22 protein-coding genes are annotated in these 23134 nt (G+C 72.8%); 11 read left to right on the forward strand and 11 right to left on the reverse strand.

Annotated features, from left to right (window positions below):
- Positions 1 to 26: 26 nt before the first annotated feature.
- Positions 27 to 1106 (forward strand): asparaginase, encoded by a 1080-nt coding sequence (locus tag G3576_RS02940; RefSeq protein ID WP_164692809.1) that lies wholly within the window; start codon positions 27 to 29, stop codon positions 1104 to 1106.
- A 292-nt stretch (positions 1107 to 1398) separates the two neighbouring features.
- On the opposite strand, the gene cydC is transcribed toward G3576_RS02940, so the two are convergent.
- Both cydC and cydD read right to left on the reverse strand, forming a co-directional pair.
- Positions 1399 to 3054, reverse strand: coding sequence for a thiol reductant ABC exporter subunit CydC (gene cydC, locus G3576_RS02945; RefSeq protein ID WP_164692810.1), 1656 nt, complete (start codon positions 3052 to 3054; stop codon positions 1399 to 1401).
- Positions 3051 to 4727: a thiol reductant ABC exporter subunit CydD gene (gene cydD, locus G3576_RS02950; RefSeq protein WP_164692811.1), complete on the reverse strand. Its 1677-nt coding sequence runs from the start codon at positions 4725 to 4727 to the stop codon at positions 3051 to 3053. Before cydD ends, cydC begins: the two co-directional genes overlap by 4 nt.
- Positions 4728 to 4848: 121 nt before the next feature.
- On the opposite strand from cydD, the gene G3576_RS02955 reads away from it, so the two are divergent.
- Together G3576_RS02955 and G3576_RS02960 are read left to right on the forward strand one after the other, a co-directional pair.
- Entirely contained in the window at positions 4849 to 5757 is a 909-nt protein-coding gene (locus G3576_RS02955) for a polysaccharide deacetylase family protein (RefSeq protein WP_164692812.1), read from the forward strand.
- Positions 5758 to 5776: 19 nt separating this feature from the next.
- On the forward strand, positions 5777 to 6304 hold the full coding sequence (locus G3576_RS02960) for a lipocalin family protein (protein ID WP_207622620.1): 528 nt from the start codon (positions 5777 to 5779) through the stop codon (positions 6302 to 6304).
- A gap of 7 nt (positions 6305 to 6311) precedes the next feature.
- Here the strand turns inward: G3576_RS02960 and G3576_RS02965 are convergent, their stop codons facing one another.
- The 5 genes from G3576_RS02965 to G3576_RS02985 form a co-directional block, all read right to left on the reverse strand.
- On the reverse strand, positions 6312 to 9215 hold the full coding sequence (locus tag G3576_RS02965) for a PAS domain-containing protein (RefSeq protein WP_164692814.1): 2904 nt from the start codon (positions 9213 to 9215) through the stop codon (positions 6312 to 6314).
- A 178-nt stretch (positions 9216 to 9393) separates the two neighbouring features.
- Entirely contained in the window at positions 9394 to 10233 is an 840-nt protein-coding gene (locus G3576_RS02970) for a GNAT family N-acetyltransferase (protein WP_164692815.1), read from the reverse strand.
- Positions 10230 to 10985 (reverse strand): SDR family NAD(P)-dependent oxidoreductase, encoded by a 756-nt coding sequence (locus G3576_RS02975; RefSeq protein WP_164692816.1) that lies wholly within the window; start codon positions 10983 to 10985, stop codon positions 10230 to 10232. The genes G3576_RS02970 and G3576_RS02975 overlap by 4 nt, the downstream gene beginning before the upstream one ends.
- Positions 10982 to 12352 carry a formimidoylglutamate deiminase gene (locus G3576_RS02980; RefSeq protein ID WP_164692817.1) on the reverse strand — a complete coding sequence of 457 codons (1371 nt, stop codon included), beginning with the start codon at positions 12350 to 12352 and terminating at the stop codon, positions 10982 to 10984. The genes G3576_RS02975 and G3576_RS02980 overlap by 4 nt, the downstream gene beginning before the upstream one ends.
- A 43-nt stretch (positions 12353 to 12395) precedes the next feature.
- The gene (locus G3576_RS02985) at positions 12396 to 13097 is read right to left on the reverse strand and encodes a UTRA domain-containing protein (protein WP_164692818.1); all 702 of its coding nucleotides are present in this window, start codon (positions 13095 to 13097) and stop codon (positions 12396 to 12398) included.
- Positions 13098 to 13164: 67 nt separating this feature from the next.
- Between G3576_RS02985 and hutU the strand changes: the two genes are divergently transcribed.
- A complete protein-coding gene (gene hutU, locus G3576_RS02990; RefSeq protein ID WP_164692819.1) occupies positions 13165 to 14835 on the forward strand; it encodes a urocanate hydratase in 1671 nt (556 codons plus the stop codon).
- Between the two features lie 2 nt (positions 14836 to 14837).
- Here hutU and G3576_RS02995 read toward each other — a convergent pair whose 3' ends face one another.
- The gene (locus G3576_RS02995; RefSeq protein WP_164692820.1) at positions 14838 to 15344 is read right to left on the reverse strand and encodes a hypothetical protein; all 507 of its coding nucleotides are present in this window, start codon (positions 15342 to 15344) and stop codon (positions 14838 to 14840) included.
- A 92-nt stretch (positions 15345 to 15436) separates the two neighbouring features.
- Between G3576_RS02995 and hutH the strand changes: the two genes are divergently transcribed.
- From hutH to G3576_RS03015, 4 genes are all read left to right on the forward strand, one after another.
- Positions 15437 to 16939: a histidine ammonia-lyase gene (gene hutH, locus G3576_RS03000; RefSeq protein WP_164692821.1), complete on the forward strand. Its 1503-nt coding sequence runs from the start codon at positions 15437 to 15439 to the stop codon at positions 16937 to 16939.
- Positions 16936 to 18141, forward strand: coding sequence for an imidazolonepropionase (gene hutI, locus G3576_RS03005; protein ID WP_164692822.1), 1206 nt, complete (start codon positions 16936 to 16938; stop codon positions 18139 to 18141). Before hutH ends, hutI begins: the two co-directional genes overlap by 4 nt.
- On the forward strand, positions 18138 to 18560 hold the full coding sequence (locus G3576_RS03010) for a PaaI family thioesterase (RefSeq protein WP_164692823.1): 423 nt from the start codon (positions 18138 to 18140) through the stop codon (positions 18558 to 18560). The genes hutI and G3576_RS03010 overlap by 4 nt, the downstream gene beginning before the upstream one ends.
- 194 nt (positions 18561 to 18754) lie before the next feature.
- Positions 18755 to 18973, forward strand: coding sequence for a DUF465 domain-containing protein (locus G3576_RS03015; RefSeq protein ID WP_164692824.1), 219 nt, complete (start codon positions 18755 to 18757; stop codon positions 18971 to 18973).
- A gap of 363 nt (positions 18974 to 19336) precedes the next feature.
- Here G3576_RS03015 and G3576_RS03020 read toward each other — a convergent pair whose 3' ends face one another.
- A complete protein-coding gene (locus G3576_RS03020; protein WP_164692825.1) occupies positions 19337 to 19702 on the reverse strand; it encodes a winged helix-turn-helix transcriptional regulator in 366 nt (121 codons plus the stop codon).
- 54 nt (positions 19703 to 19756) lie between these two features.
- Here G3576_RS03020 and G3576_RS03025 point away from each other — a divergent pair, with 54 nt between their 5' ends.
- Both G3576_RS03025 and G3576_RS03030 read left to right on the forward strand, forming a co-directional pair.
- Positions 19757 to 20083: a nuclear transport factor 2 family protein gene (locus G3576_RS03025; RefSeq protein ID WP_164692826.1), complete on the forward strand. Its 327-nt coding sequence runs from the start codon at positions 19757 to 19759 to the stop codon at positions 20081 to 20083.
- Positions 20083 to 20862: an SDR family oxidoreductase gene (locus G3576_RS03030; protein WP_164692827.1), complete on the forward strand. Its 780-nt coding sequence runs from the start codon at positions 20083 to 20085 to the stop codon at positions 20860 to 20862. Before G3576_RS03025 ends, G3576_RS03030 begins: the two co-directional genes overlap by 1 nt.
- On the opposite strand, the gene G3576_RS03035 is transcribed toward G3576_RS03030, so the two are convergent.
- Positions 20859 to 21767 (reverse strand): DMT family transporter, encoded by a 909-nt coding sequence (locus G3576_RS03035; RefSeq protein ID WP_164692828.1) that lies wholly within the window; start codon positions 21765 to 21767, stop codon positions 20859 to 20861. The genes G3576_RS03030 and G3576_RS03035 overlap by 4 nt on opposite strands.
- A gap of 40 nt (positions 21768 to 21807) precedes the next feature.
- Positions 21808 to 22533 carry an MOSC domain-containing protein gene (locus G3576_RS03040; protein WP_164692829.1) on the reverse strand — a complete coding sequence of 242 codons (726 nt, stop codon included), beginning with the start codon at positions 22531 to 22533 and terminating at the stop codon, positions 21808 to 21810.
- Positions 22534 to 22616: 83 nt separating this feature from the next.
- Between G3576_RS03040 and G3576_RS03045 the strand changes: the two genes are divergently transcribed.
- A complete protein-coding gene (locus G3576_RS03045) occupies positions 22617 to 23096 on the forward strand; it encodes an RrF2 family transcriptional regulator (protein ID WP_164692830.1) in 480 nt (159 codons plus the stop codon).
- The last annotated feature ends 38 nt before the right edge of the window (positions 23097 to 23134 follow it).

Consider the following 23134-nt stretch of genomic DNA (forward strand, 5'->3'; position numbering starts at 1 on the left):
CATGCCGACTGAAGGAAACCTCCCCAATGACAGACGCAACGGATTTCGTTGAGCTCGCGAGGATATGGCGCGGGCCAGCGGTGGAGAGCGTCCATAGCGGCGCGGTCGTGGTCACCAACTTCGATGGCCGCCTGGTCGGCTGCTGGGGCGATGCCGGGACCGTCACCTTCCCGCGCTCCTCCCTCAAGCCCTTCCAGGCGATCGGCCTGATCGAGAGCGGCGCGGCCGACGCGCTCGGCCTCACGGACGAACACATCGCCCTCGCCTGCGCCTCCCACGGCGCGGAGCCCTTCCAGGTCGCCCTCGTCGAGGATTGGCTGGGCAGGCTCGGCCTCGATGAATCCGCGCTGGTCTGCGGGCCGGCCCTGCCGCGCGGGCAGGACGACATCGTCGCCGCCTGCCAGGCCGGCGGCCCCCGCCGCGTCTTCCACAACTGCTCCGGCAAGCATTGCGGCTTCCTGTCGGTGGCGAAGCAGCTCGGCGCCGGGCTGGACTACGCCAACCCCGCCAACCCCGCCCAGCAGCTCTACATGGACGTGCTGAGCGAATATCTCGGCCGGGACGCCCGCAAGCTGCCGATGGGCTACGACCATTGCGGCCTGCCCGCCGCCGCCGTCCCGATGCGGGACATGGCGACGGCCATGGCGCGGCTCGCCGTCGGCTGGTCCGGCAACAACGCCCGCCGCGCCGCCGCCAAGCGCGTGGTCCGTGCCATGACGAGCTACCCCGACCACCTCTCCGGCATGGATGCCGCCACCTCCCGCCTGGTCCGCGCCACCAACGGCAAGGTCGTGCTGAAGGGCGGCGCGGAGGGCTACCTGCTCGCCGCCGCGCCGGAACGGGGCCTCGGCTTCGCCATCAAGGTCGCGGACGGCGCATCCCGCGTGAAGTGGGGCGTCCTGGCCCGCATGCTCGGCCATTACGGCGTGCTGCCGGTGGCGGAAGCGGAAGCCCTGATCCAGCAGGTCGAACCCCCCGTGCCCAACAGCAACGGCAGCGAAGGCGCCCGCACGCAGATCGTGCTGGAACAGCCCGTGCCGACGACCCCCACCGAAGCGACCCTCGCCTTCTGGATGGGCGGCGTGAAGGAAGCGCTCTTCCCGTAAGGGAAAGGGCGCGAGGCCCGCACCCCTCCGGCCGTCCCCGTTGGGGAGCGAGGGCCGGACGGAGGGGGCGGGCCGTGTCGCGCGGGTGGCTTGCCAGGGGGCTTTGCCCCCCGGCACCCCCCACCAGGAGCCAGCGGGCTCCTGGACCTCATGTTGATGGGAACAGGAGAGAGGGGCCGGAACGCGCGCTGTCACAGCGGTCGCGTCGGCCCCTCTCTCCTGTTCCCATGAAAGGGGTTCAAAGGGGCCGCTGCCCCTTTGCGGGGAGCGCGAGGGGCAGCGCCCCTCGCAATCACCCCATCGCCGGCAGCGCGCGCCCTGCCGCCAGCCTCAGAATCCGGTGCGGGCGTTCGACGCCGATCAGGCGGTGCACGATCAGGATCACGCTGCGGCCCTGGGTTGCTTCGCCGAGGGTCTCCAGGAAGGCGCGTTCGGTTTCCGCGTCGAGTCCCGCCGCCGGTTCGTCCAGGATCAGCACGGGCGCGTCGCTCAGCAGCGCGCGGGCGAGCGCCAAGCGCCGCGCTTGGCCGCCGGAGAAGCGGGCGCCGGCTTCCCCGCATCGGGTCGCGAGGCCTTCCGGCAGGGTGCGAACCATCTCCCCGATCCCGGCGCGGTCGAGCGCCTTCCAGAGATCGGCTTCCGGCGCGTCCGGCCGGGCCAGGCGCAGGTTGTCCTCGATGCTGTCGTCGAAGAGGCGCGCATCCTGCGTCAGGCAGGCGATGCGGGACCGCACGGCGTCGGCGGGGAGCGTCGCGGTATCGATGCCCCCCAGGGTGATCCGCCCGCCCTGCGGCGCGGCCAGCTTCAGCAGCAGGGAGGTCAGGGTGGATTTGCCGATGCCGGACGGGCCGAGGAGCGCTACCCGCGCGCCTTCCGGCACCTCGAGGTCGAGCCCGTCGAAGACGGCCGGCCGGTCCGGCGCCCAGGCGAAGCGCAGCCCCTCCACCTTGATGGCGTGGCCCTTGGGCAGCGCGGCGGGTTCGGTGGGTTCGGCCACGGGGGCGGGCTGGTCCGCGGCCTCGAACAGGCGTCGCGCGCTGGCGCCCGCGGCGGCCAGGGCCGCGCCGGCGCGGGGCAGCAGGCCGAAGGCTTCCGCCGCGGCGGTGGCCAGGAACAGGCCGAGGACGGCTGCGGCCACGCCGGTTTCGCCGGCCGCCAGCCCGAAGGCGAGAGCCCCCAGCATTGCCGCCTGGGTCAGCAGCATCCCGGCCGCGCCGCCATAGGAAGCGCGCCGCGCCAGGGCGCGCTGCGCGGCGGCCAGCGCCGTGCCTTCCTGGTGGGCGCGGGCGGCGGCGCGACCTTCCGCGCCCGCCGCCAGCGTATCCTCGATGCCCGTCAGCGGATCGACCACCGCGGCCCGCAGCGACCCCTGGGCGACGGCAACGCGCTCACCCGCCGCCGCCGCGCCCGGCGCCAGCAGCGGCGGCAGCAGCAGGGCCAAGGCCAGCGGCACGGAGACCAGCGCCGCCAGCGGCAGCGACACCGCCCCCAGCACCACGGTGATGGCCAGCACCGCGGCCAGCGCCGCCACCCCCGGCACGATGGCGCCGAGATAGACGCGGTCCAGCGCATCGATGTCGGAGACGAGCCGCCCCAGCAGATCCCCCGCCCGACGGAAGCCGAGCCCAGCCGGCAGCCGTTCCGACAGCCGCCGGAAGAACCAGACCCGCGTATCCGCCAGCGCCCGGAAGGTCGCGGCGTGGGTCACCAGCCGTTCAAGGTAGCGGAACACCGGCCGCAGGATCACCACGGGCCGCAGCCAGAAGAAGGCCGCCGCGCCGCCGGCGAAGATCGCGGCCGGCGTCACGCCTTCCGCCACGCCGCGCCCGGCCAGCGCCAGCAGCGCGAGGCCGGCGAGCGATGCCGCGCAGGCCATGGCGAGCCCGGCCGCCAGCCACCAGCCCCGGCTGCGCCAGAGGCCGAGCACGCGCAGAAGGTCAGCGTTCATTCGCCCGCCATCCGGGCGCCGACCGCGCGCCCGCCCTCGATCTCCAGCACCCGGCCGAGGGTGCGCTGCGCCAGGCGCGAATGGCTGGCGATGATGGCGGTGCGGCCGGCGCAGAGGCGGCGGATGCTCTCCAGCACCTCGGCCTCCGTCCCCGGGTCCAGATGCGCCGTCGGCTCGTCCAGCAGCACCAGCGGCGCGTCGCGCAGGAAGGCGCGGGCGACGGCCACGCGCTGCGCCTGGCCGCCGGAGAGGCCGAACCCGCCCTCCCCCACCAGCGTGTCCAGCCCCTTCGTCAGGCCACGGGCGAAATCCATCACCCGCGCGGCCTCCGCCGCCGCCTCCACCTCCGCCGCCGTGGCCTCCGGCCGCGCGAGGGCGATGTTCTCCCGCAGCGTGCCGCGGAACAGATGCGCGCGCTGGCCGACATAGGCCGTCAGGCGGCGAAGCTCCGCGGGCGCCAGCAGGGTCGCGTCCTGCCCATTGAAGGCGATCCGCCCCGCATCCGGCCGGCGGAACCCCATCAGCAGCCGCAGCACGGAGGATTTGCCCGCCCCTGACGGCCCCGCCAGCACCAGCGTCTCCCCGGGCAGAACCCGGAAACTCAGACCGTCCAGCGCCGGCGGCCGCGCCGGGTCGTAGCGCAGCGTCACGTCCTGGAAGGTGACGACGAGCTTCTTCGGCACCTCCTCCAGTCGGTAGCCCGGCGCCGCGCCGTCATCCTCCAGCAGCGGCGCCAGCTCGGCTGCGGCGCCGCGGGCGGCGAGGCGCTCGTGATAGGCCTGGGAGAAGGCGCGGAGCGGAGCGAAGAAGGCGGGCACCAGCAGCAGGGTGAAGATGGCCCCCGCGGGGTCCGGATGAGTCAGCCCCAGCACCGCGCCATGGCGCACCGCGAGGCAGGCGATCGCCGCCGCCGCCAGCGCCTCCAGCGAGGCGGAGGACAGGAAGGCGACGCGCAGCACCCGCATGGTGCGGCCGCGCAGCTCATCCGCCGCGACGCGCAGCGATGTCGCCTCCGCCTCCTGCCGCCGGAACAGCACCAGCGTCGGCAGGCCGCGCATGCGGTCGAGGAAGCGGCCGGACAGGCGATCCAGCGCCGCGAACTGCTTGCGGCTGGCCTGGGCGGCGCCGATGCCCGTGACCGCCATCGCGACCGGCACCAGCAGCCCCGCCACCAGCAGGATGGCGCCGCTCGTCGCATCCACGGCGAAGGCGGCGGCGGCCACCAGCAGCGGCCCGGCGATCGCCAGCATGGCGGCGGGCAGCCAGCGCGTGAGGAACCCCTCCAGCGCCTCGATCCGATCCACCACCAGCGCGGCGCGTTCACCCACCGGGCGCTGGTCCCCAGCCCCCGTGGCCAGCAGCCTGGCGAAGACGGCGTTGCGCAGCCGGGTCTTCGCGGCCTCCCCGGCTGCGATCAGCGCCTTCTCCTGAGCGATGCCGATGGCCGCCGAGAGCAGCGCCAGCGCGCCGGCGGCCGCCAGCTCGTTCCACCCGGCCTCGCCGATGCCGAGCAGCCGGGCGATCAGCAGCGCGATCAGCCAGGCCTGGCCGATCCCCGCCGCGACCTGGCCGATGCCCAGCACCAGCGGCACGGCCAGATGCGCCCGTGCCGCGCGCGCCTCGCGCCGCAGCAGCGCGCCGGCCGCCCCCTCACCCTGTCTGACCCGTCCCATTGGCGCGGACCATAGGGCACCGGCGCGTAACGGTCATCCCACCCGCGGCGCCGTTTTCGCGGGCTTGCCGGCTCCCGCGAAATGACCCACCTCCGGCGCGACGGATTGCCGGAGTGCCACGATGCTGCCGACGCATGGACGCTACGACTACACGGCCTGGCGGGGCCGCACGCCCTATGCCTGGCCGAATGGCGGCAGGCTCGCAGTCTATCTCGGCGTGAACCTGGAGCATTTCGCCTTCGGCGAGGGCCTGGGTGCCGAACTCGCCCCCGGCGGCCCGCAGCCCGATGTCCTGAACTTCGCCTGGCGGGACTATGGCAATCGCGTCGGCGCCTGGCGGCTGCTGGAGACGCTGGACGAGCTCGCTTTGCCCGCGACGCTGCTGCTGAACAGCGCCATGTACGACTACGCGCCCGACCTGATCGCCGCCCATCGTGCCCGGGGCGACGAGATGGCCGGCCATGGCCGCACCAATTCCGAACGCCAGTCGGTGCTGGCGGAGGCCGAGGAGGCGAAGCTCATCGCCGACTCGACCGCCGCGATCCTGGCGGCCGAGGGCACGGCGCCCCGCGGCTGGCTCAGCCCCTGGATCGCGGAAAGCCGCACCACCCCCGATCTGCTGGCCGAGGCCGGCTACCGCTACACCATGAACTGGTGCGCCGATGACGCCCCGGTCTGGATGCGGACGCGGGGCGGCCCCCTGCTGGCCATGCCCTACCCGCAGGAGGTGAACGACATCCCCGCCATCGTCGGCCGCAAGGATGGCGGCGACGCCTTCGCCGCCATGATCCTCGACGATTTCCATGAGCGCCTGCGCCAGGTGCGGGACGGGCTGCCCCAGGTGATGGGCATCGCGCTGCACCCCTACATCATCGGCCAGCCCCACCGGATGCGGCACCTCCGCCGCGCGCTGGCCGAGATCGCGCAGCACCGCGACACCGTCTGGATCACCACGGCCGGCGCCATCTTCGACCATGTGGCGAGCCTGCCGCCCGGGATCGTTCCGGGTGATTCCCGCGTTACGGCCTGAAACCGCCGGAGTGCCAACCGTGATCCGCCGCCTGCTGCTCGCCCTGCCCCTGCTGCTCGCCGCCTGCGCCACGCCGCCCGCGGAACCCCCGCCCGCGACGGTCGCGAGCGTGGACCTCGCCCGCTACGCCGGCACCTGGCACGAGATCGCCCGCTTCCCCAACAGCTTCCAGGACGGGCGCGGCCGCGCCTGCACCGACACCACCGCGACCTACACGGCCCGGCCCGACGGCACCGTCGGCGTCGTCAACCGCTGCCGGGATGCGCGCGGCGAGGAGGTGGTCGCGACGGCCAGCGCCTATGCCGTGGAGGGCAGCGGCAATGCGAAGCTGCGGGTGACCTTCTTCTGGCCCTTCTACGGCGACTACTGGGTGATCGGGCTCGATCCGGATTACCGCTGGGCCGTGGTGGGCGCGCCGGGGCGGAACTACCTCTGGGTGCTGTCGCGCACCCCGGCGATGGCGGAGGCCGACTACGCGGCGGCCGTGGCTATCGCCCGCGACCAGGGCTTCGACATCGCGCGGCTGCAGCGCACCCCGCAACGCTGACGCCTTGTCAGGCGGTGACGCTGCCCACCCGCAGCAGCGGCACCACCCCCGAAGGCGCCACAACTCCCGCCAACGGCGCCTCCACCACGCAACTCACCCCCTCCGCCTCGAAGGCGATCCGCGTCGTGCCGCCGAGGTCATGCGCCAGGCTGCGCTCGATCAGCCGCGTCCCGAAGCCCGCCCGATCCGGCGCCACCACCGGCGGCCCGCCGCGCTCCGTCCAGCGCAGCCGGAACAGCGCGGGGTCGCCCGCCACCGTCTCCCACGCGATCGTCACATGCCCGGCCTGGACGGAGAGCGCGCCGTATCTCAGCGCATTCGTCGCGAGTTCATGCAGCGCCATGGACAGCGTCACGGCCACGCGCGGCACCAGCCGCAGCGCCGGGCCCTGGACCCGGAAGCGCACCCCATCCACCCCGCCATGCGGCGCCAGCACGCCGGCCACGACCTCGTCGATATGCGCCCCCGCCCAGCCATCCCGGGTCAGCACGTCATGCGCCGCGGCCAGTGCCAGGATGCGCGCCTCCAGCCCCTTGCGGATGGCGGGGTCAGCGCCGCGCAGCGTCTGCGCCGCGATGCTCTGCACCGTCGCCAGCGTGTTCTTCACCCGGTGGTTCAGCTCATGCACCATCAGCCGCAGCCGGTCCGCATCCTCCCGCCGCGCCGTCACATCCTGCTGCCCGCCGCGGATCATCCGCACCGCGCCATCCGCCGCGCGGACGAATTCGCCGCGGCTCGCGATCCAGCGGACCTCCCCGGTATCGCCGCGGCGGATGCGGAATTCGAAGGCGAAGGTCACCATCGCCCGGTCCGCCATCGCGGCCAGGCGCCGGTCGCGCAGCGCCTCCCGATCCTCGGGATGCACCATGTCAAGATGCGCGCCCTCCGGCAGCATCGAGGGCGGAGGCAGGGCCGGGTCCAGCCCGTAGAGCCGGTACATCATCTCCGACCAGTAGGTGGCGCCGCTCTCCATGTCGCAGGAGAAGAAGCCGATCGCCCCCGCCTCGCTCGCCAGGCGAAGCTGCGTCTCGCTCTCCCGCAGCCGGTCCTCCGCATGGATGCGCGCCGTGATGTCGACGGAGGAGCCGATCAGCCCCACCACCCGCCCCGCCGCGTCGCGGAAGGGCGCCTTGGTGGAGAGCCAGATGGCCGGCGTGCCGTCCGGCAGGCTCACCGCCTCCTCCAGCTGCTCCGCCTCGCCGCCATCCATGATTCGCTGGTCGTTTGCCCGCACCGCGGCGGCCTGGGCCGGGTCGTCCAGGAATTCGGCGTCCGTGCGGCCCATGATGGCGTCGAGCGGCTTGCCGACCAGCGCGGCCACGCCCTCATTCGCCACCAGCATCCGGCCGTCCCGGTCCTTGGCGTAGACCACGCCGGGAACGGCGGCGATGAAGGCCCGGAGCAGCGTGACGGAGCGGTCCCGCTCCGCCTCCAGGGTCCGGCGCACCTCGATGTCCAGCAGCACGCCGGGGAAGCGCAGCGGCGTTCCATCCGGGGCGTGATCGACGCGGCCATTCGCCTCGATCCAGCGGAACACGCCATCCCGTCCGCGCACGCGATACTGGTGGGCATAGGCGCCGCCGCGGCCGATCGCCTCCGCGATGGCGGCGCGCAGCCCGGCCAGATCCTCCGGATGCACCGTCGCGATCACCTGTTCGAGCGACAGGCCGGTGCGCCCCCGCGCGGCGTCGAGTCCGAAATAGAAGGCGAAGCGCTCATCCACCGTGAAGCTGTCCGATGGCAGGTCCCAGTCCCAGGTGCCGACGATGGCCCCGGCGGCGAGCGCCAGATCCACCCGCTCCGCCTCCTGCCGCAGCCTTTCCTCCCGCGCCGCGATCGCGCCCTCCACCGCGACGAAGCCGCGGCGCAGCGCCTCCATCTCCGCCACGCGCGCAGGCGGCATGGCGGCGGCGCCGCCGACCGCCAGCGGCCCCTGCCCTGCCGCCAGGCCACGCGCATGCGCCTCCAGCCGCCGCACAGGTTGCAGCACCAGCCAGGCGACCAGCGCAGCCGTCCCGCAGCCCAGCGCCAGGGCCAGGGAGGCGCCGGCGGCCAGCGTCAGGGCCGTGACGCGCCAGCCCGCATCGAAGCCATCGGCGGGCTGGGCGGAGACCACCGTCCACCCCGCGGCATGGGCCAGGCGCTGGAAGCCGAAGACGTGCGGGGCGCCATCGATGCTGGCGGCGCGGTAGAAGCCCGAGGGACCGGCCGCGAGCAGCCGGCGGTTCTCCTCCGGCAGGCGCTGGCCGACGCGTCGGGCATGCAGCGCATCGGACCGCGCCACGACCACGCCCTGCCCATCGCTCAGGGACGCGAAGTGGTCGCCCGGCGCCTGCTGCGCCATCAGCACCCGCCGGAACACCCGCGCATCCATCCGCACCGCCAGCACGAAGGGGGTGTCGCCGCCCCGGACCACCGGCACGGCGACCCCCGCCGCCAGCCGCTCCTCCGCCCCCGCCTGCGGCGCCGGCAGAAGGTCCGTCACCATCGCCTGCCCCGTCGCCACGGCATCGCGATAGGCCGGGGTCGGGGGGCCGGGGTCGCTGCCCGGCGGCAGCGCGGTGTCCAGGATCGGCCGCAGGGTCGCGGCGTCCAGCAGCAGCGCGCTGGTACCGAAGGCGCCCGCGACGCGCCGCGCCTGGGCCTCGAACCGCGGCAGGTCGGGCACCGGCCCGTCCAGCGCCTCGGCGGCCGCCAGGCCACGCGCGATGCCGAGGTGGCGGTCGATCTCCCGGTCGAGCGCGCCGGCCAGGCCGCGCGCCGACTCGATCAGCCGCGCCTCCGCGGCCTCCTGCCGCCCCTGCACGGCCTGCCAGGCCGCGAAGCCCCCGAAGCCCAGCGCAGGCAGCAGCACCGCCAGCAGCAGCGCGACCAGCAGCAGGGAGAAGCGGAGGCGCGGCGCGTCACGCATGGCGGCTGCCTGGCACGGCGTGGCGCGCGGGCATTCCCAGGCCGGCAGGACGAACGGCGCTCCCCTTCACGGCTTCGGCGCTAGCACGCCTCGCGGGCACTTGCCTCCCGGCGCGGGGCTCGGCGCCGCCCAATGGCCGGCGGCGGCCGATCACGAAATCGCGCGCGCCCCGCCCCGTTCAGCCGAGCTCGAAGGTGGTGACGCCGAAGAGCCGCTCCAGCCGGATGGCCGGCGCCGGGCCGGTGTACATCCGCGCCGTCTCGAAGACCGGCTTGAGGCCGAGCCCCTCGGCCAGGGCCACCGCCTCCCGCCGCGGCTCCGCGACATCGAGGAAGACGGGACCGCCGGCGGGGATGCGGGCGATCAGCGCCACCAGCAGCCGCTCCGCCACGCCGCGATCCTGCGCGACCAGCGGCCCGATCTTGTGCCCCTCCCGCGCCGGGCGGATGACGCCGAAGCCCGCGACCTCGCCGTCCCGCACCACCGCCAGCGCCACATGCCCCGGTGCCGAAAGCCAGGCGCGCAGGAAGGCCTCGCGCGCCGCCGGGAACACGCTCCGGTCCAGTGCCGCCAAGGCCGAGAACGGCACGCCCGACGCCTCCACCACATCCGCCGAAGCCGCCGCCGCACCTGCCGGCACGCCGCCGAACCGGATGTTGTTCCAGGCCAGGGAGAAGCCCGACTTCCGGTAGTTCGCCTGCTGCGCCACGACACCATCGAGGCCGATGAGCCGCCCCGCCAGCCGCGCCATCGCTGCCTGCCAGACCCTCATGCCGAGGCCCTGCCCCCGCACCTCCGGCCGCGCGATGTAGAAGCCGATGAAGCCGAACTCCGTGCCGTAGCGCGTGGCGGAGATGACGGAGGCGAGGCGCCCTCCCTCCTCCACCGCCAGGAACAGCCCGGGATCCTGCACGAGAAAGCAGCCGAGGTCCGACAGGCCGGGGTTCCACCCCTCCACCGCCGCCCATTCGACGGCGGTCACGGCTTCCTCGGGCGTCAGCGTGCGGACGGTGGTCAATGCATCACATCCCCGCCGTTGGGCGACAGCGTGGCGCCGACGAAGAAGTCGCCACCCGGGGAGGAAGCGAGCAGCAGCGCCGCCGCCGCGATCTCGGCCGGCTTGCCGACGCGCCCGATCGGCAGCCCCGCCCCCGTCCGCTCCGCCCAGCCTTCGCCGAGCTGCGCCGTCAGGTCGGTGGTGACGGGGCCCGGCGCGATGGCGTTGACCAGGATGCCCTTCGGCGCGCCCTCCCGCGACAGCGCGCGGACGAAGCCGACCAGCGCGGCCTTGGCGGTGACATAGGGCACGATCCCGATGCCGCCCTTGAAGGCGAGCTGCGAGGCCGTGACGATGATCCGCCCGCGCCCACGCGCGGCCATCCCCTCCCACACCGCCTTGGCGCCGACCCAGGCCGCCTTCACATGCACGGCGATGACGCGGTCGAAGTGTTCATCGGGCAGCGTCTCGAAGGGCCCGCGGAGGTTCATCCCCGCATTGCTGCACAGCACGTCGCAGGGGCCGAGCGCCGCCTGCGCGTCGCCGATGAAGGCGCGCAGCCCCTCGCTGTCCGCGACATCGACGGAGCGATGGAAGGCGCGCCGCCCGAAGCCCTCGATCCCCGCCGTCACCTCGGCGGCGCCTGCCGCGTCATCCAGGTGGCAGAAGGCGATGTCGGCGCCTTCGCGCGCGAAGAGCAGCGCCATCTCCCGCCCGATGCCCCGGCTGCCGCCGGTGATGATCGCGACCTGCCCCGCCAGTTGACCACTCATGCCAGCAATCTCCGCATTGTCCGCGCAAACTGCTCCGCGATCGGGCCCGCGTCCACATGCCGCCCGGCCTCCACCACCACGCGCCCGCCGCAGACGACGGTGCGGACGGGGTTGCCCTGGCCGCTGAACACCCAGGCATCGAGCAAGCCGTCGCCGGCGCGCCCGACCAGCGTCGGATGATCGGGGTCGAGCTCCACCAGATCCGCCCGCATCCCAACCGCGATGGCGCCGAGCCTGCGGCCACTCGCCTGCGCGCCACCGGCCAGCGCGCCGTCGAGCAGCGTGCGCCCGGGATGCGGATTGGCCTCCCCCGTCGCCACGGCGCGCGCATGGTCGCGCAGCCGCTGGCTCGTCTCCAGCTGCCGCAGCTCGTCGCGCGGCGCGGTGCCTACATGGCTGTCCGTGCCGATGCCGAACCGCCCGCCCGCGCCAAGAAACCGAGTCAGCGCGAAGGTGCCGTCGCCGAGCGAGGCTTCCGTCGAGGGACAGAGCCCCGCCACCGCGCCCGTCTTCGCCAGGTCCTCCACCTCGCCCTCATCCATGTGGGTCGCGTGGATCAGCACCCAGCGCTCATCCACCGGCAGGCTGTCAAGGATCCAGCGCACCGGCCGCTTGCCCGTCACGGCAAGGCATTCCTCCACCTCCTTCGGCTGCTCCGCCGCATGGATGTGGATCGGTCCGTCGAAGCCCGAGACCTTGCGGATCATCGCCGGCGTGCAGGCGCGCAGCGAATGCGGCGCCAGCCCCACCGCCATCTGCGCATCACCGGCCGTCGCCTCCCGCGCGCCCTCCACGATGCGCGCGAAGCCGTCGAGGTCGTTGAGGAACCGCCGCTGCCCGTCATGCGGATCCTTCCCGAAGATGCCGCCATGCCGGTAGAGCGAGGGCAGCATCGTCATCCCGATGCCCACCCGCCGCGCCGCCGCCACATGCCGCTTCGCCATCTCGGCCGGGTCGGAATAGGGCGTGCCGTCGGGTTGGTGGTGCAGGTAGTGGAACTCGGCGACGGACGTGAACCCGTGCTCCAGCAGCTCCGCATAGAGCTGCGCGGCGACGGCTTCCGCATCCTCCGGCATGAAGAGCCCGACGAAGCGGTACATCGTCTCCCGCCAGGTCCAGAAGCTGTCGCGGCCTTCGGGACTGCGCCGTTCCGCGCCGCCCGCCATGGCGCGCTGGAAGGCATGGGAGTGCAGGTTCGGCACCCCCGGCACGACATGGCCGCGAAGGCGGCGCGTGGTGCCGGCCGGCCCCTCGAAGCCCGGCATCACGGCGGCGATGAAGCCCGCGCCATCGACCTCGACCAGCACATCCCGCGCCCAGCCGCCTGGCAGCAGCGCATCCGTGGCGATGAAGCGCCGCGTCACCATGGCAGCATTCCCCCCTGCACCCTTCCCGCATGGCCCATTCGCGTCAGCCGCGCAACGGCCCGCGCACCGACCGCACCGTCACCGCATGCCGGTCCCCCGGCCAGGTGATCCGCGCCGCCGTCACCGGCTGGTCGCCCCGCCAGGTGCGGCGCTCCATCACCAGGCACGCTTCCTCGAGCCCCATCCCCAGCGTGGAGGCCACCACGGCATCGGCGCCCGCCGCGCGGATGCGGTGCTCCGCCTCCGTCCAGGGCACGCGATGCAACAGCCAGGTGCCGGGCGGCAAGGCGGCGAAGGGCTCTTCGGCCGCCTCCGGCACCGCCTCCAGGCTGATCAGCCGATCCTCCAGCGCCGCGGCGCGGCCCTCGCTGTCATGCCGCACCAGCAGTGCCAGCACGCGCGCGCCCTTCGGCACCACGCCGAGCCGCGCCCGATCCGCCGCGCTCGCCACCCGCACCGCGCGCTTCAGCACGGCATGCGAATGCCCCGGCAGCATCTCCCGCATATCCGGCACGCCGAGCAGCTTCTCCTCGGATGGCGGCGCCGCGACGAAGCTCCCCGCCTTGCGCCGCCGCACCACCAGCCCCGCCGCCACCAGATCCGCCAGTGCGCGGCTGACGGTCATGCGCGCCACCCCATGCGCCGCCACCAGCTCCTGCTCTGAAGGCAGCCGGTCCCCGGGCTTCAGGGCGCCCGAGAGGATCAGCCCCTCGATCTGCTGGCGGATGGCGGCGTGGCGGGTCATGGCGCATTATGTCTAGACATAATCCGAGGCATCGGCAATGCTGGATCGCCTCGACCGGGAGCCCCTCATGTCCGATCCGCGCCGCCGCAACGCGCCTGCCATCCGCAGCCCCCGCGGGCTCGATCTTTCCTGCCGCCATTGGACGACGGAAGCCGCGATGCGGATGCTGATGAACAACCTCGATGACGAGGTGGCGGAGAAGCCCGGCGACCTCGTCGTCTATGGCGGCATCGGCCGCGCCGCGCGGGACTGGGAAAGCTATGAGCGCATCGTCGCCACGCTGAAGCGGCTGGAGGAGGACCAGACCCTGCTGGTGCAGTCCGGCAAGCCCGTCGGCGTCTTCCGCACCCATGCCGACGCGCCTCGCGTCCTGATCGCCAATTCCAACCTGGTCCCGCGCTGGGCGAGCTGGGAGCACTTCAACGAGCTCGATCGCAAGGGGCTCATGATGTACGGCCAGATGACGGCCGGTTCCTGGATCTATATCGGCTCCCAGGGCATCGTGCAGGGCACCTACGAGACCTTCGTCGAGGCCGGGCGCCAGCATTTCGGCGGCAGCCTCAAGGGGCGATGGATCCTCACCGCGGGCCTCGGCGGCATGGGCGGCGCGCAGCCGCTGGCCGGTGTCTTCGCCGGCGCCTGCGTCCTCGCCGTCGAATGCCAGCCCAGCCGCATCGAGAAGCGACTGGAGACGCGCTACCTCGACCACCGCGCGGACACGCTCGATGAGGCGCTGGCCATGATACGCGCCGCCACGGCGGAGGGCCGCGCCATCAGCGTCGGCCTGCTCGGCAATGCCGCCGATGTCTTCCCCGAACTGGTGAAGCGCGGCGTGGTGCCGGACATCGTCACCGACCAGACCAGCGCCCACGACCCCGCCAATGGCTACCTCCCCGCCGGCTGGACGCTGGAGAAGTGGGAGGCGATGCGCGAATCCGATCCCGCCGCCGTCGCGGCCGCCGCGAAGAAGTCGATGGTCGGCCATGTCCAGGCCATGCTGGACTTCAAGCGCCTGGGTTCCGCCGTGCTGGACTACGGGAACAACATCCGCCAGATGGCGAAGGAGGAAGGCCTCGCCAACGCCTTCGACTTCCCCGGCTTCGTCCCCGCCTATATCCGCCCTCTCTTCTGCCGCGGCGTCGGCCCCTTCCGCTGGGCGGCCCTCTCCGGCGATCCCGAGGACATCCGCAGGACGGATGCGAAGGTGAAGGAGCTGATCCCCGACGATCCGCATCTGCACAACTGGCTCGACATGGCGCAGCGCCGCATCGCCTTCCAGGGCCTGCCCGCCCGCATCTGCTGGGTCGGCCTCGGCCAGCGGGACCGGCTCGGCCTGGCCTTCAACGAGATGGTCGCGAAGGGCGAGATCGGCCCCATCGTCATCGGCCGCGACCACCTCGATTCCGGCAGCGTCGCCTCGCCGAACCGGGAGACGGAGGCGATGCAGGATGGATCGGATGCCGTCAGCGACTGGCCTCTGCTCAACGCGCTGCTGAACACGGCGTCGGGCGCCACCTGGGTGTCGCTGCACCATGGCGGCGGCGTCGGCATGGGATTCTCCCAGCATGCCGGCATGGTCATCGTCGCCGATGGCACGGAAGCCGCCGCGCGCCGCCTGGCCCGCGTGCTGTGGAACGACCCCGCCACGGGCGTGATGCGCCACGCCGATGCGGGCTACGCCATCGCCATCGACTGCGCGCGGGAGAAGGGGCTGGACCTGCCGATGCTGGCGCGATGAGCCTAGGCATCGCTCCAGAGGATCGCGACCGGACCGGTCCCGACCTGCGCCTCGATCCGCTTCAGGCGTCGGCGGTTCGATTTGTGGTCGATGAACGTGACCACCAACGGCGGCCGCGGCGGCTCTCCGTCCTCCGGCGGAGCGTTGTGATGGTCGAACATCATCCTGACCATGCGGTCGAAGGGCGTGTCGGGTCTCAGATACAGTGTCCACTCGGTCCGTGGAACGAAAGCGGAAGGCTCCCAGTCGGGATCGAAGCCGCGCGGGCGGGTATTGTTCGGGTCGTCAGGGTCGTAGCGATCCATCCAGTCGCGCCAGGCGTCGTAGCTGGGCATCGGATGCTCCCGCAGCGCCCGGTGCGCCCGCCGTTGCCGGTAGAGTTGGGAAAGGCTCAGCAACCCGCCATTCAGGCGCCGCGCATCGCGTGCGCTCTTGTGCCGGCCCAGGTTCATCGACAGCAGGGCGAAGGGCAGCTTCAGCAACTCTCCCACGCCGATATGCGCCGGCATCCCCGCCCTCCCGCTTCCCTGGTCATGCACGAGATTAACCCCGCGTAACGCCGAAAAACAACCATTGCGTGCATTTCTGAAGGAGTTCACCCGTGATCGAACCCGGTGCCGCCACCCTTCCCCAGCTCCGCGCCCTCATGCAGGGCGCGCCAGCGGAACTCACCCCCGGCTGGCGCGCCGTCACCCAGGCCTCCGCCGATGCGCTCGCGCGCCGGCTGCGGACCGGGGAGGCGCTCTACGGCGTCAACACCGGCTTCGGGAAGCTCGCCTCCACCCGCATCGCGCCGGACCAGTTGGCGAAGCTGCAGCTGAACCTGTTGCGCAGCCACGCCGCCGGCACCGGCGCCTTCCTGCCCGCCCCCGTCGTGCGCCTCATCCTCGCCCTCAAGGCCATGTCCCTGGCGCGCGGCGCCTCCGGCGTGCGGCCCGCGGTGGTGGACAGCCTTCTGGCGCTGCTGGCGCATGACGTGCTGCCGGCCATCCCCGCCAAGGGCTCCGTCGGCGCCTCCGGCGACCTCGCGCCGCTGGCGCACCTGTCCCTCGTGCTGATCGGCGAAGGCGAGGCCTTCGCCGGCGACCAGGTGCTGGACGGCACCCAGGCGCTGGCCATGGCGAATGTCGCCCCGCTGGAACTCGGCCCGAAGGAAGGGCTCGCGCTGCTGAACGGCACGCAGGTCTCCACCGCCATCGCGCTGGCGGGGCTCTTCGCGGCGCAGGACCTGCTGCGCACCGCGCTGATGGCCGGTGCCATGTCCGTCGATGCCGCGCGAGGTTCCGACACGCCCTTCGACCCGCGCATCCATGCGCTGCGCGGCCAGCCCGGCCAGATCCGCGCCGCCGCCACGCTCCGCGCGTTGATGGAAGGCAGCGCCATCCGCGACAGCCACCGGGAGGGCGACAGCCGCGTGCAGGACCCCTATTGCCTGCGCTGCCAGCCCCAGGTGGCCGGCGCCTGCCTCGACCTGCTCGACAACGCCGCCGCCGTGCTGCTGCGGGAAGCGAACGCCGTCACCGACAACCCCCTCGTCACCGCCGATGGCGATGTGCTCTCCGGCGGCAATTTCCATGCGGAGCCCGTCGCCTTCGCCGCCGACACCATCGCGCTGGCGATCGCGGAGATCGGCGCCATCAGCGAACGCCGCATCGCGCTGCTGGTCGATCCCGTGCTCTCCGGCCTGCCCGCCTTCCTGGTGGCAGAGGGCGGGATCAACAGCGGCTTCATGATCGCGCAGGTGACGGCGGCCGCGATGGTGGCGGAGAACCGGGCCCTCGCCACGCCGCGCAGCGTGGACAGCCTGCCGACCAGCGCCAACCAGGAAGACCATGTCAGCATGGCGACCAACGCCGCGCTGCGGCTGGCGGAGATGGCGGACAACCTCGCCACCATCCTCTCCGTCGAGCTGCTCTGCGCGGCCCAGGGCCTCGATTTCCACGCGCCGCTGCGTTCCTCCGCCGCGATCGAGCAGGCGAAGAGCCTGGTGCGCGGCGTGGCCGCGACCTGGGATGGCGACCGCTTCATGGCGCCCGACATGGCGGCGGTGAAGCGTCTGGTGCAGCATGGCGCCTTCGCCTCGCTGGTGGACCTTCCCGCATGAGCTTCGACCGCGTCTGGACCGACGCCCACCTCGCCACGATGGTCCCGCGCGATGGCGACCCGCTCGGCATCATCGAGGATGGCGCCATCGCGTCCAAGGATGGCCGCATCGCCTGGGTCGGCCGACGCGCCGACCTTCCCGCGGGTGCGGCGGTCACCACGCGATGCGACGGCGCCTGGGTCCTGCCCGGGCTGATCGACTGCCACACCCACCTGGTCTTCGCCGGCGACCGCGCCCGCGAATTCGAGATGCGGCTGGAAGGCGCGACCTACGAACAGATCGCGCGGGAGGGCGGCGGCATCCTCTCCACCGTCCGCGCCACGCGCGCGGCCAGCGAGGATGATCTCGTCGCCAGCGCCCTGCCCCGCCTCGATGCCCTGCTGGCGGAGGGCGTCACGACCATCGAGGTGAAGTCGGGCTATGGCCTCGACCTGGAGACGGAGGCACGGATGCTCCGCGCCGCCCGGCGCGCCGCGGCGCAGCGCGCGGTCGGGCTGCAGACGAGCCTGCTCGCCGCCCATGCCGTGCCCCCCGAATACCAGGGCCGCCGCGCCGATTTCGCCCGCTACGTCGCGCAGGACATCATCCCGGCCATCGCGGCCGAGGGCCTGGCCGATGTGGTGGACGCCTTCACCGACAGCGTCATCGGCTTCGACGCCGAGGAGACGTCCTGGGTCTTCGACGCCGCCCGCGCCGCGGGCCTTCCCGTGAAGCTGCATGCCGACCAGCTGCGCGACGATGGCGGCGCAGCCCTCGCCGCGCGCTACCGCGCGCTCTCCGCCGACCACATCGAATATGCGAGCGCCGAGGGCATCGCCGCCATGGCGAAGGCCGGCACCGTCGGCGTGCTACTGCCCGGCGCCTTCTACTTCATCCGGGAGACGCATCTGCCGGACATCGCCGCGATGCGCGCGGCGGGGCTGCGGATGGCACTCGCCACCGACCTCAACCCCGGCTCCTCCCCCGCGCCCTCCCTGCTGCTGATGCTGAACATGGCCTGCACGCTGTTCCGGCTGACGGTGGCGGAGGCGCTGGCGGGCGTCACCACCCATGCCGCCGCGGCGCTCGGCATGCGGGACCGCGGCGCGCTGGCGCCGGGGCTGCGCTGCGACCTGGCGCTCTTCGCCATCAACCGGCCGGCGGAGCTCTGCTACTGGCTTGGTCGGAATCCCTGTATCGGCCGCGTTGTGGTGGGCCAGTGACTCCCGCCGACCTCACCGCGCGCGTCCGCACCGGCGTGCCGCTCGCCGGCGCCTGGGGGGTGGAGGTGCTGGAAGCCGGGGAAGGTCGCGCCCTGCTCCGCCTGCCCCAGCGGGAGGACCTGCTGAGGCCGGGCGGCACCGTCTCCGGCCCCGCCATGATGGGGCTGGCCGATGTCGCCATGTGGGCGGCGCTGCTAACCCTGACGGAGGGGCGGGATGAGAGCCTGACCGCCAGCCTCTCCATCACCTTCCTCCGCGCGCCGCCCCCCGGCGCCGTGCTGGCGGAGGCGCGGGTCATCAAGAAGGGGCGCACGCTCTCCTATGGCGAGGTGACGCTGCGGGCGGAAGGTTCGGCCGAGCCCTGCGCGCATGTGACCACAAGTTGGGCGGCGGTGCCGCGCCTGGTTACCAGGGCATGAATCGGCGCCAGACCGTTGCGGCGAAACACTCAACCGTGTCGCATTACAGCCTTGAAATCGTCACGGGCCGGGTCCAGCCTTTGATCTGAGGCCCGGGCCCCTCTGGCGGTCTGCCCCCCGGCATCCGCGATGTCGGGCCTCCCACTGAACCGCCGCGCCCCCGCGCAGCGACGGCATGAGGAGGTCTGGGGACTATGGACGGCAGCTTACCGCCCGGCAGCACCCTGATGGGTCGCCTGGTGGATCGCCTGGCGGATCTGGAGCGGCTGATCGCCGCCGAACGGTCGCGCGGCGTGCCCGATGAGGCGGCGATCCGCCGCCTGACCCGCGAACGCCTGCTGGCGCGGGACCGGATGGCCGCCCTGATGGGCTGCGCCATGCCCCGCTGGGCCAGGCAGGACCCGGAGCCCTAGGCAGTCTTGAACCGTCGCGACTGGCTGGTGGTGGGCGGCCTTTCCATCGTCGCCATCGTCGCGGGGTGGCCTAGCATCCGGGACTGGCCGGTCATGCGGTACTTTCGTGGGGAATGCGGGTGGCGTTGCCGCACGCCGCCCCGCCCGGCGCCCTGACCCGCGAATGTGCTGGCACACCAGCCACGGTTCGGGCTATGTTCTTCCCATCACGCGCCACACCCACGCCCGCTCAAGCCCTCCCCCCCCTATGGCGGGAGGGTGACCGGGGCGTGCATCGCCAGGGCGCACCCCGCGAAAACGGTGCTAAGCCCGCATAAACGGCATAATCGGCTAAAACGGGTTAGCGACTAAAAAGCCACATCCCTACGGTGCCGCTTCGGCCCAGCGCAGCAGACCGTCCAGCGCGGGACAAAGCGACTGGCCCCATGCTGTCAGGTGATACTCGACCTTCGGCGGCACCTGGGGATGGACGATCCGCGCCACCAGCCCATCCGCCTCCAGCTGCCGCAGCTGCTGGATGAGCATCTTCTGCGACACGCCCGGTATCGCCCGCTCCAGGTCGGAAAAGCGCCGCACCTGCCCACCGAAGAGCTGGAACAGGATCACCAGCTTCCAGCGTCCCTCGATCATGCGGATGACGGAATGCACGCCCTCGGCCGCGGATTGGGCCGTGTAGGGCGGGCGCTCACCTGCGGGTAAGTCCCTTACTTCCTGGTTCGTTCTTGTCATGGCGGCACCCTGAACCGAGCTTTCCCGCGACACAAGCAACCGCGGAGACTGGCCATGACCGAACCCCTGCCACCCCCGATCGCCGCCTATGCCGCCGCCAATGCGAGGCTGGATGCGGCGGGCATGCTCGCCCCCTTCGCCCGGGATGCGGTGGTGCGGGACGATGGCGGCACCCATGCGGGGCGGGACGCCATCCGCGCCTGGATCGAGGGCGCGACCATCACGGCCCGCGCCGTCTTCACGCCGCGGCACTGGCGCGCGGAGGCCGGCCGGATCGTCGTGGAGGGCCTGACCAGCGGCAACTTCCCGGGCAGCCCGATCGCCTTCACCTTCCGCTTCACCCTTCGCGACGATGCCATCACCGCGCTGGAGATCGCGTGATGGCCGCGCGGGGTGAGTTCGAGGGGCGGAGCGTCCTGGTGACCGCCGGCAGCAAGGGCACCGGGCGCGCCACCGTGGCCCGCTTCCTCGCCGCCGGTGCCCACGTGATGACCGCGGCGCGGCAGGCACCCGGGGACCTCGCCGGCGCCGAATTCGTGGCCGCGGACCTCACGACGGCCGAGGGCGCGCGGGCGCTGGCGCAGGCCGCGATGAAGCGCCTCGGCGGCGTCGATGTGCTGGTCCATGTCCTGGGCGGCTCCGGCGCCCCGGGCGGCGGCTTCGCGGCGCTGACGGATGACCATTGGCGGGCCGAACTCGACCTCAACCTGATGCCGGCCGTGCGTCTCGACCGCCTGCTGGTGCCGTCGATGATCGCCCGAGGCTCAGGGGTCGTGATCCATGTCGGCTCGATCCAGCGCCGCCTGCCGCTGCCGGAGTCCACGACCGCCTATGCCGCCGCCAAGGCCGCCCTGACGACCTACAGCAAGGCGCTGTCGAAGGAGGTCGGGCCGAAGGGCGTGCGGGTGAACATCGTCTCGCCGGGATGGATCTATACCGAGGCGTCGGAGGCCCTGGTCGAGCGCCTGGCCGCCAGCGGCGGCACCACGCCGGAGGCCGCGCGGCAGGGGATCCTGGACGCGCTGGGCGGCATCCCGATCGGCAGGCCCACCAGGCCGGAGGAGGTGGCGGAGCTGATCGCCTTCCTGGCCTCCGACCGCGCCGCGGCGATCCATGGCGCGGAGTATGCGATCGATGGCGGCACGGTGCCGACGGTCTAGGCCGCGCGCGCCGCGCTCCGCCGCCCCGTGAACAGCACCGCCCCCAGCATCGCCGCCACCGCCAGCGCGACGCCGGCGACCTTCAGCGGGCCGAGGCTCTCTCCCAGCAGGGTGACGGACAGGATGAGCGCCGCCACCGGCATCATGGTGGAGACGCAGGCCGCGCGCGTGGCGCCCAGCAATTCCGTGGCCTTGGCGTAGAGGCTGATGGCGATGACGGAGGACATGATCCCCTGCCCGCCCATCTGCAGCGCCGCGTCCCGCCAGGAGAGATCGGGCACGGCGCCGAAGCCCAGCGCCACCCAGGGCGGTATCACCACCAGCGCGGAGATGGCGCAGATCGCCGCCGTGGCGGGCAGCGCCGGCACCGCCCAGCGACGCAGCAGCACGGTGAAGGCGCCCCAGATCGCGCCCGCCAGGAACAGCAGGATGTCGCCCCGCCAGGCGCCGGGATGGTCGCCCTGCAAGCCGTCCCACCCCAGCAGCACCAGCCCCAGCGCCAGCCCCGCCAGCGCCACCACCCGCCCCCGCGTCGGCACCTCGCCCAGCGCCGGGATGGCGAAGAGCGCGCCCGTCACGGCCGCGGTGATGGGCGCGATGGTCCCGCCATGCGTCGCCGGGGCGAAGACCACGCCGCCGCCGAACAGCAGCGAATTGCCGAAGCCCCCGCAGCAGGCCAGCGCCAGCAGCCGCCAGGGCCCGACCCTCGCCAGCGCATGCCGTCCGCGCCAGGCAAAGGGCAGCAGGATCAGCCCCGCGGTGGCGAAGCGCAGCACGGAAAGATCGAGCGGCGAGAACCCCGCCAGCGTTCCCGCCCGCGCCACCACCGCCTGGCTGCCCCAGGTAATGGCCGCGGCAAGGCCGAAGAACAGCCCGAGGGCGAGGTTGCGTCGGGCTGTCGTCACGCCGCCTGTGTAGCCCGCCGCGCCCGGCCTTCCCAGGCGCTCAGTCCAGCAGCGTCACCGCATCTCCCATGCGGATGGCGCCGCAGGCGGCCGTGGCGGCATAGAGCCCGACGCAATTGTCGAAGTGATGGATGACGGTCTTCTGGACCGAGGGATCGCGCGTCGCCGTATCCGGATCGACCTGCACCATGGCGCAGCGGGGAATGCCCTCATTCACCAGCAGGCTCGCGCCGCCCGCGAAGGCCAGCCGCCTTCCTTTCAGCGCCTCCTCCGGCTCGCTGGTCTCGATCAGCACGTTCAGCCGGAAGCGGCGCGGATCCAGCGCCGCGCCATGCCTCGCATCGACCAGGCCGAGCCCGGCCGTGGTGCCGATCGAGACCGGCATGGTGTCGAAGACGCCGCGCCCGACCTGCATCAGCCCGATGGGCTGCGCCGCCGCCTCGGAAAGCCGCGCCAGCAGCGCGGGGTCGTGCAGGTCCATCTCCTCGCCCTCCGGCGTGCGGACCGTGACGGCGCTGGTGCGCGGATCGTCGGGGTCGGCGTAGCGGGGCTGGAACAGCACCATCGGCGCCACGACGCGCGCCGTCAGCCAGGGGAAGCGGCCGCGCTCCTCCAGCCGATGGAAGGCGTATTGCCGGTCGCCCAGGATACCGGGCCAGCGGAGTTCCAGCGCCTCCCGCGCCTCGCCGCCCATCGACTTCACGGGAAAGCGGCGGAGGTCGCGCACATGGCCAATGACGCGTGGCGCCGAGCCGATCCCGGACATGAATCTTCCTCTCTGCCGCCAATTCCGGAGCACAAACCTGTTCCACGGCTTGGCCATGCCCCGATCGCATCGTAGAAGAAGCCATGCTGACGCAGAAGGCCAAGTACGGTCTGAAGGCGCTGGCCGTGCTGGCGGAAGCCGGCGCGGCGGCCCCCGCGCGGCGCGCCACGCTGCCGATCCATGAGATCGCGGAACGCGCCCGGGCACCCCGCAAGTTCCTGGAAGCCATCCTGCTCGACCTGCGTCGGCACGGCTTCGTGGACAGCCTGCGCGGCAAGTCCGGCGGCTATGCGCTGGCGCGGCCCGCCACGCAGATCGCGCTGTCCGACCTGATCCGCGCCATCGACGGCCCGCTGGCGCCGATCCCCTGCGCCAGCCTCACGGCCTATCGCCCCTGCGTGGATTGCGCAGAGCCCGCGGATTGCGCGATCCGCCGCGTGATGCGCCAGGTGCGCGACGCCACGGCCGAGATCCTGGACGGCACCATGCTGGCCGACATCGCCACCCCGACGCCGCGCCCTGCCGTGACCGCCCTGCTGGATGCGGTGACGGAAAGGGCTTGATCGAATCCCCATCATCCCGATAGGGTTTCGGCAATCCC

The sequence above is a fragment of the Falsiroseomonas algicola genome (assembly GCF_011040385.1).
GTDB classification, from domain to species: domain Bacteria; phylum Pseudomonadota; class Alphaproteobacteria; order Acetobacterales; family Acetobacteraceae; genus Falsiroseomonas; species Falsiroseomonas algicola.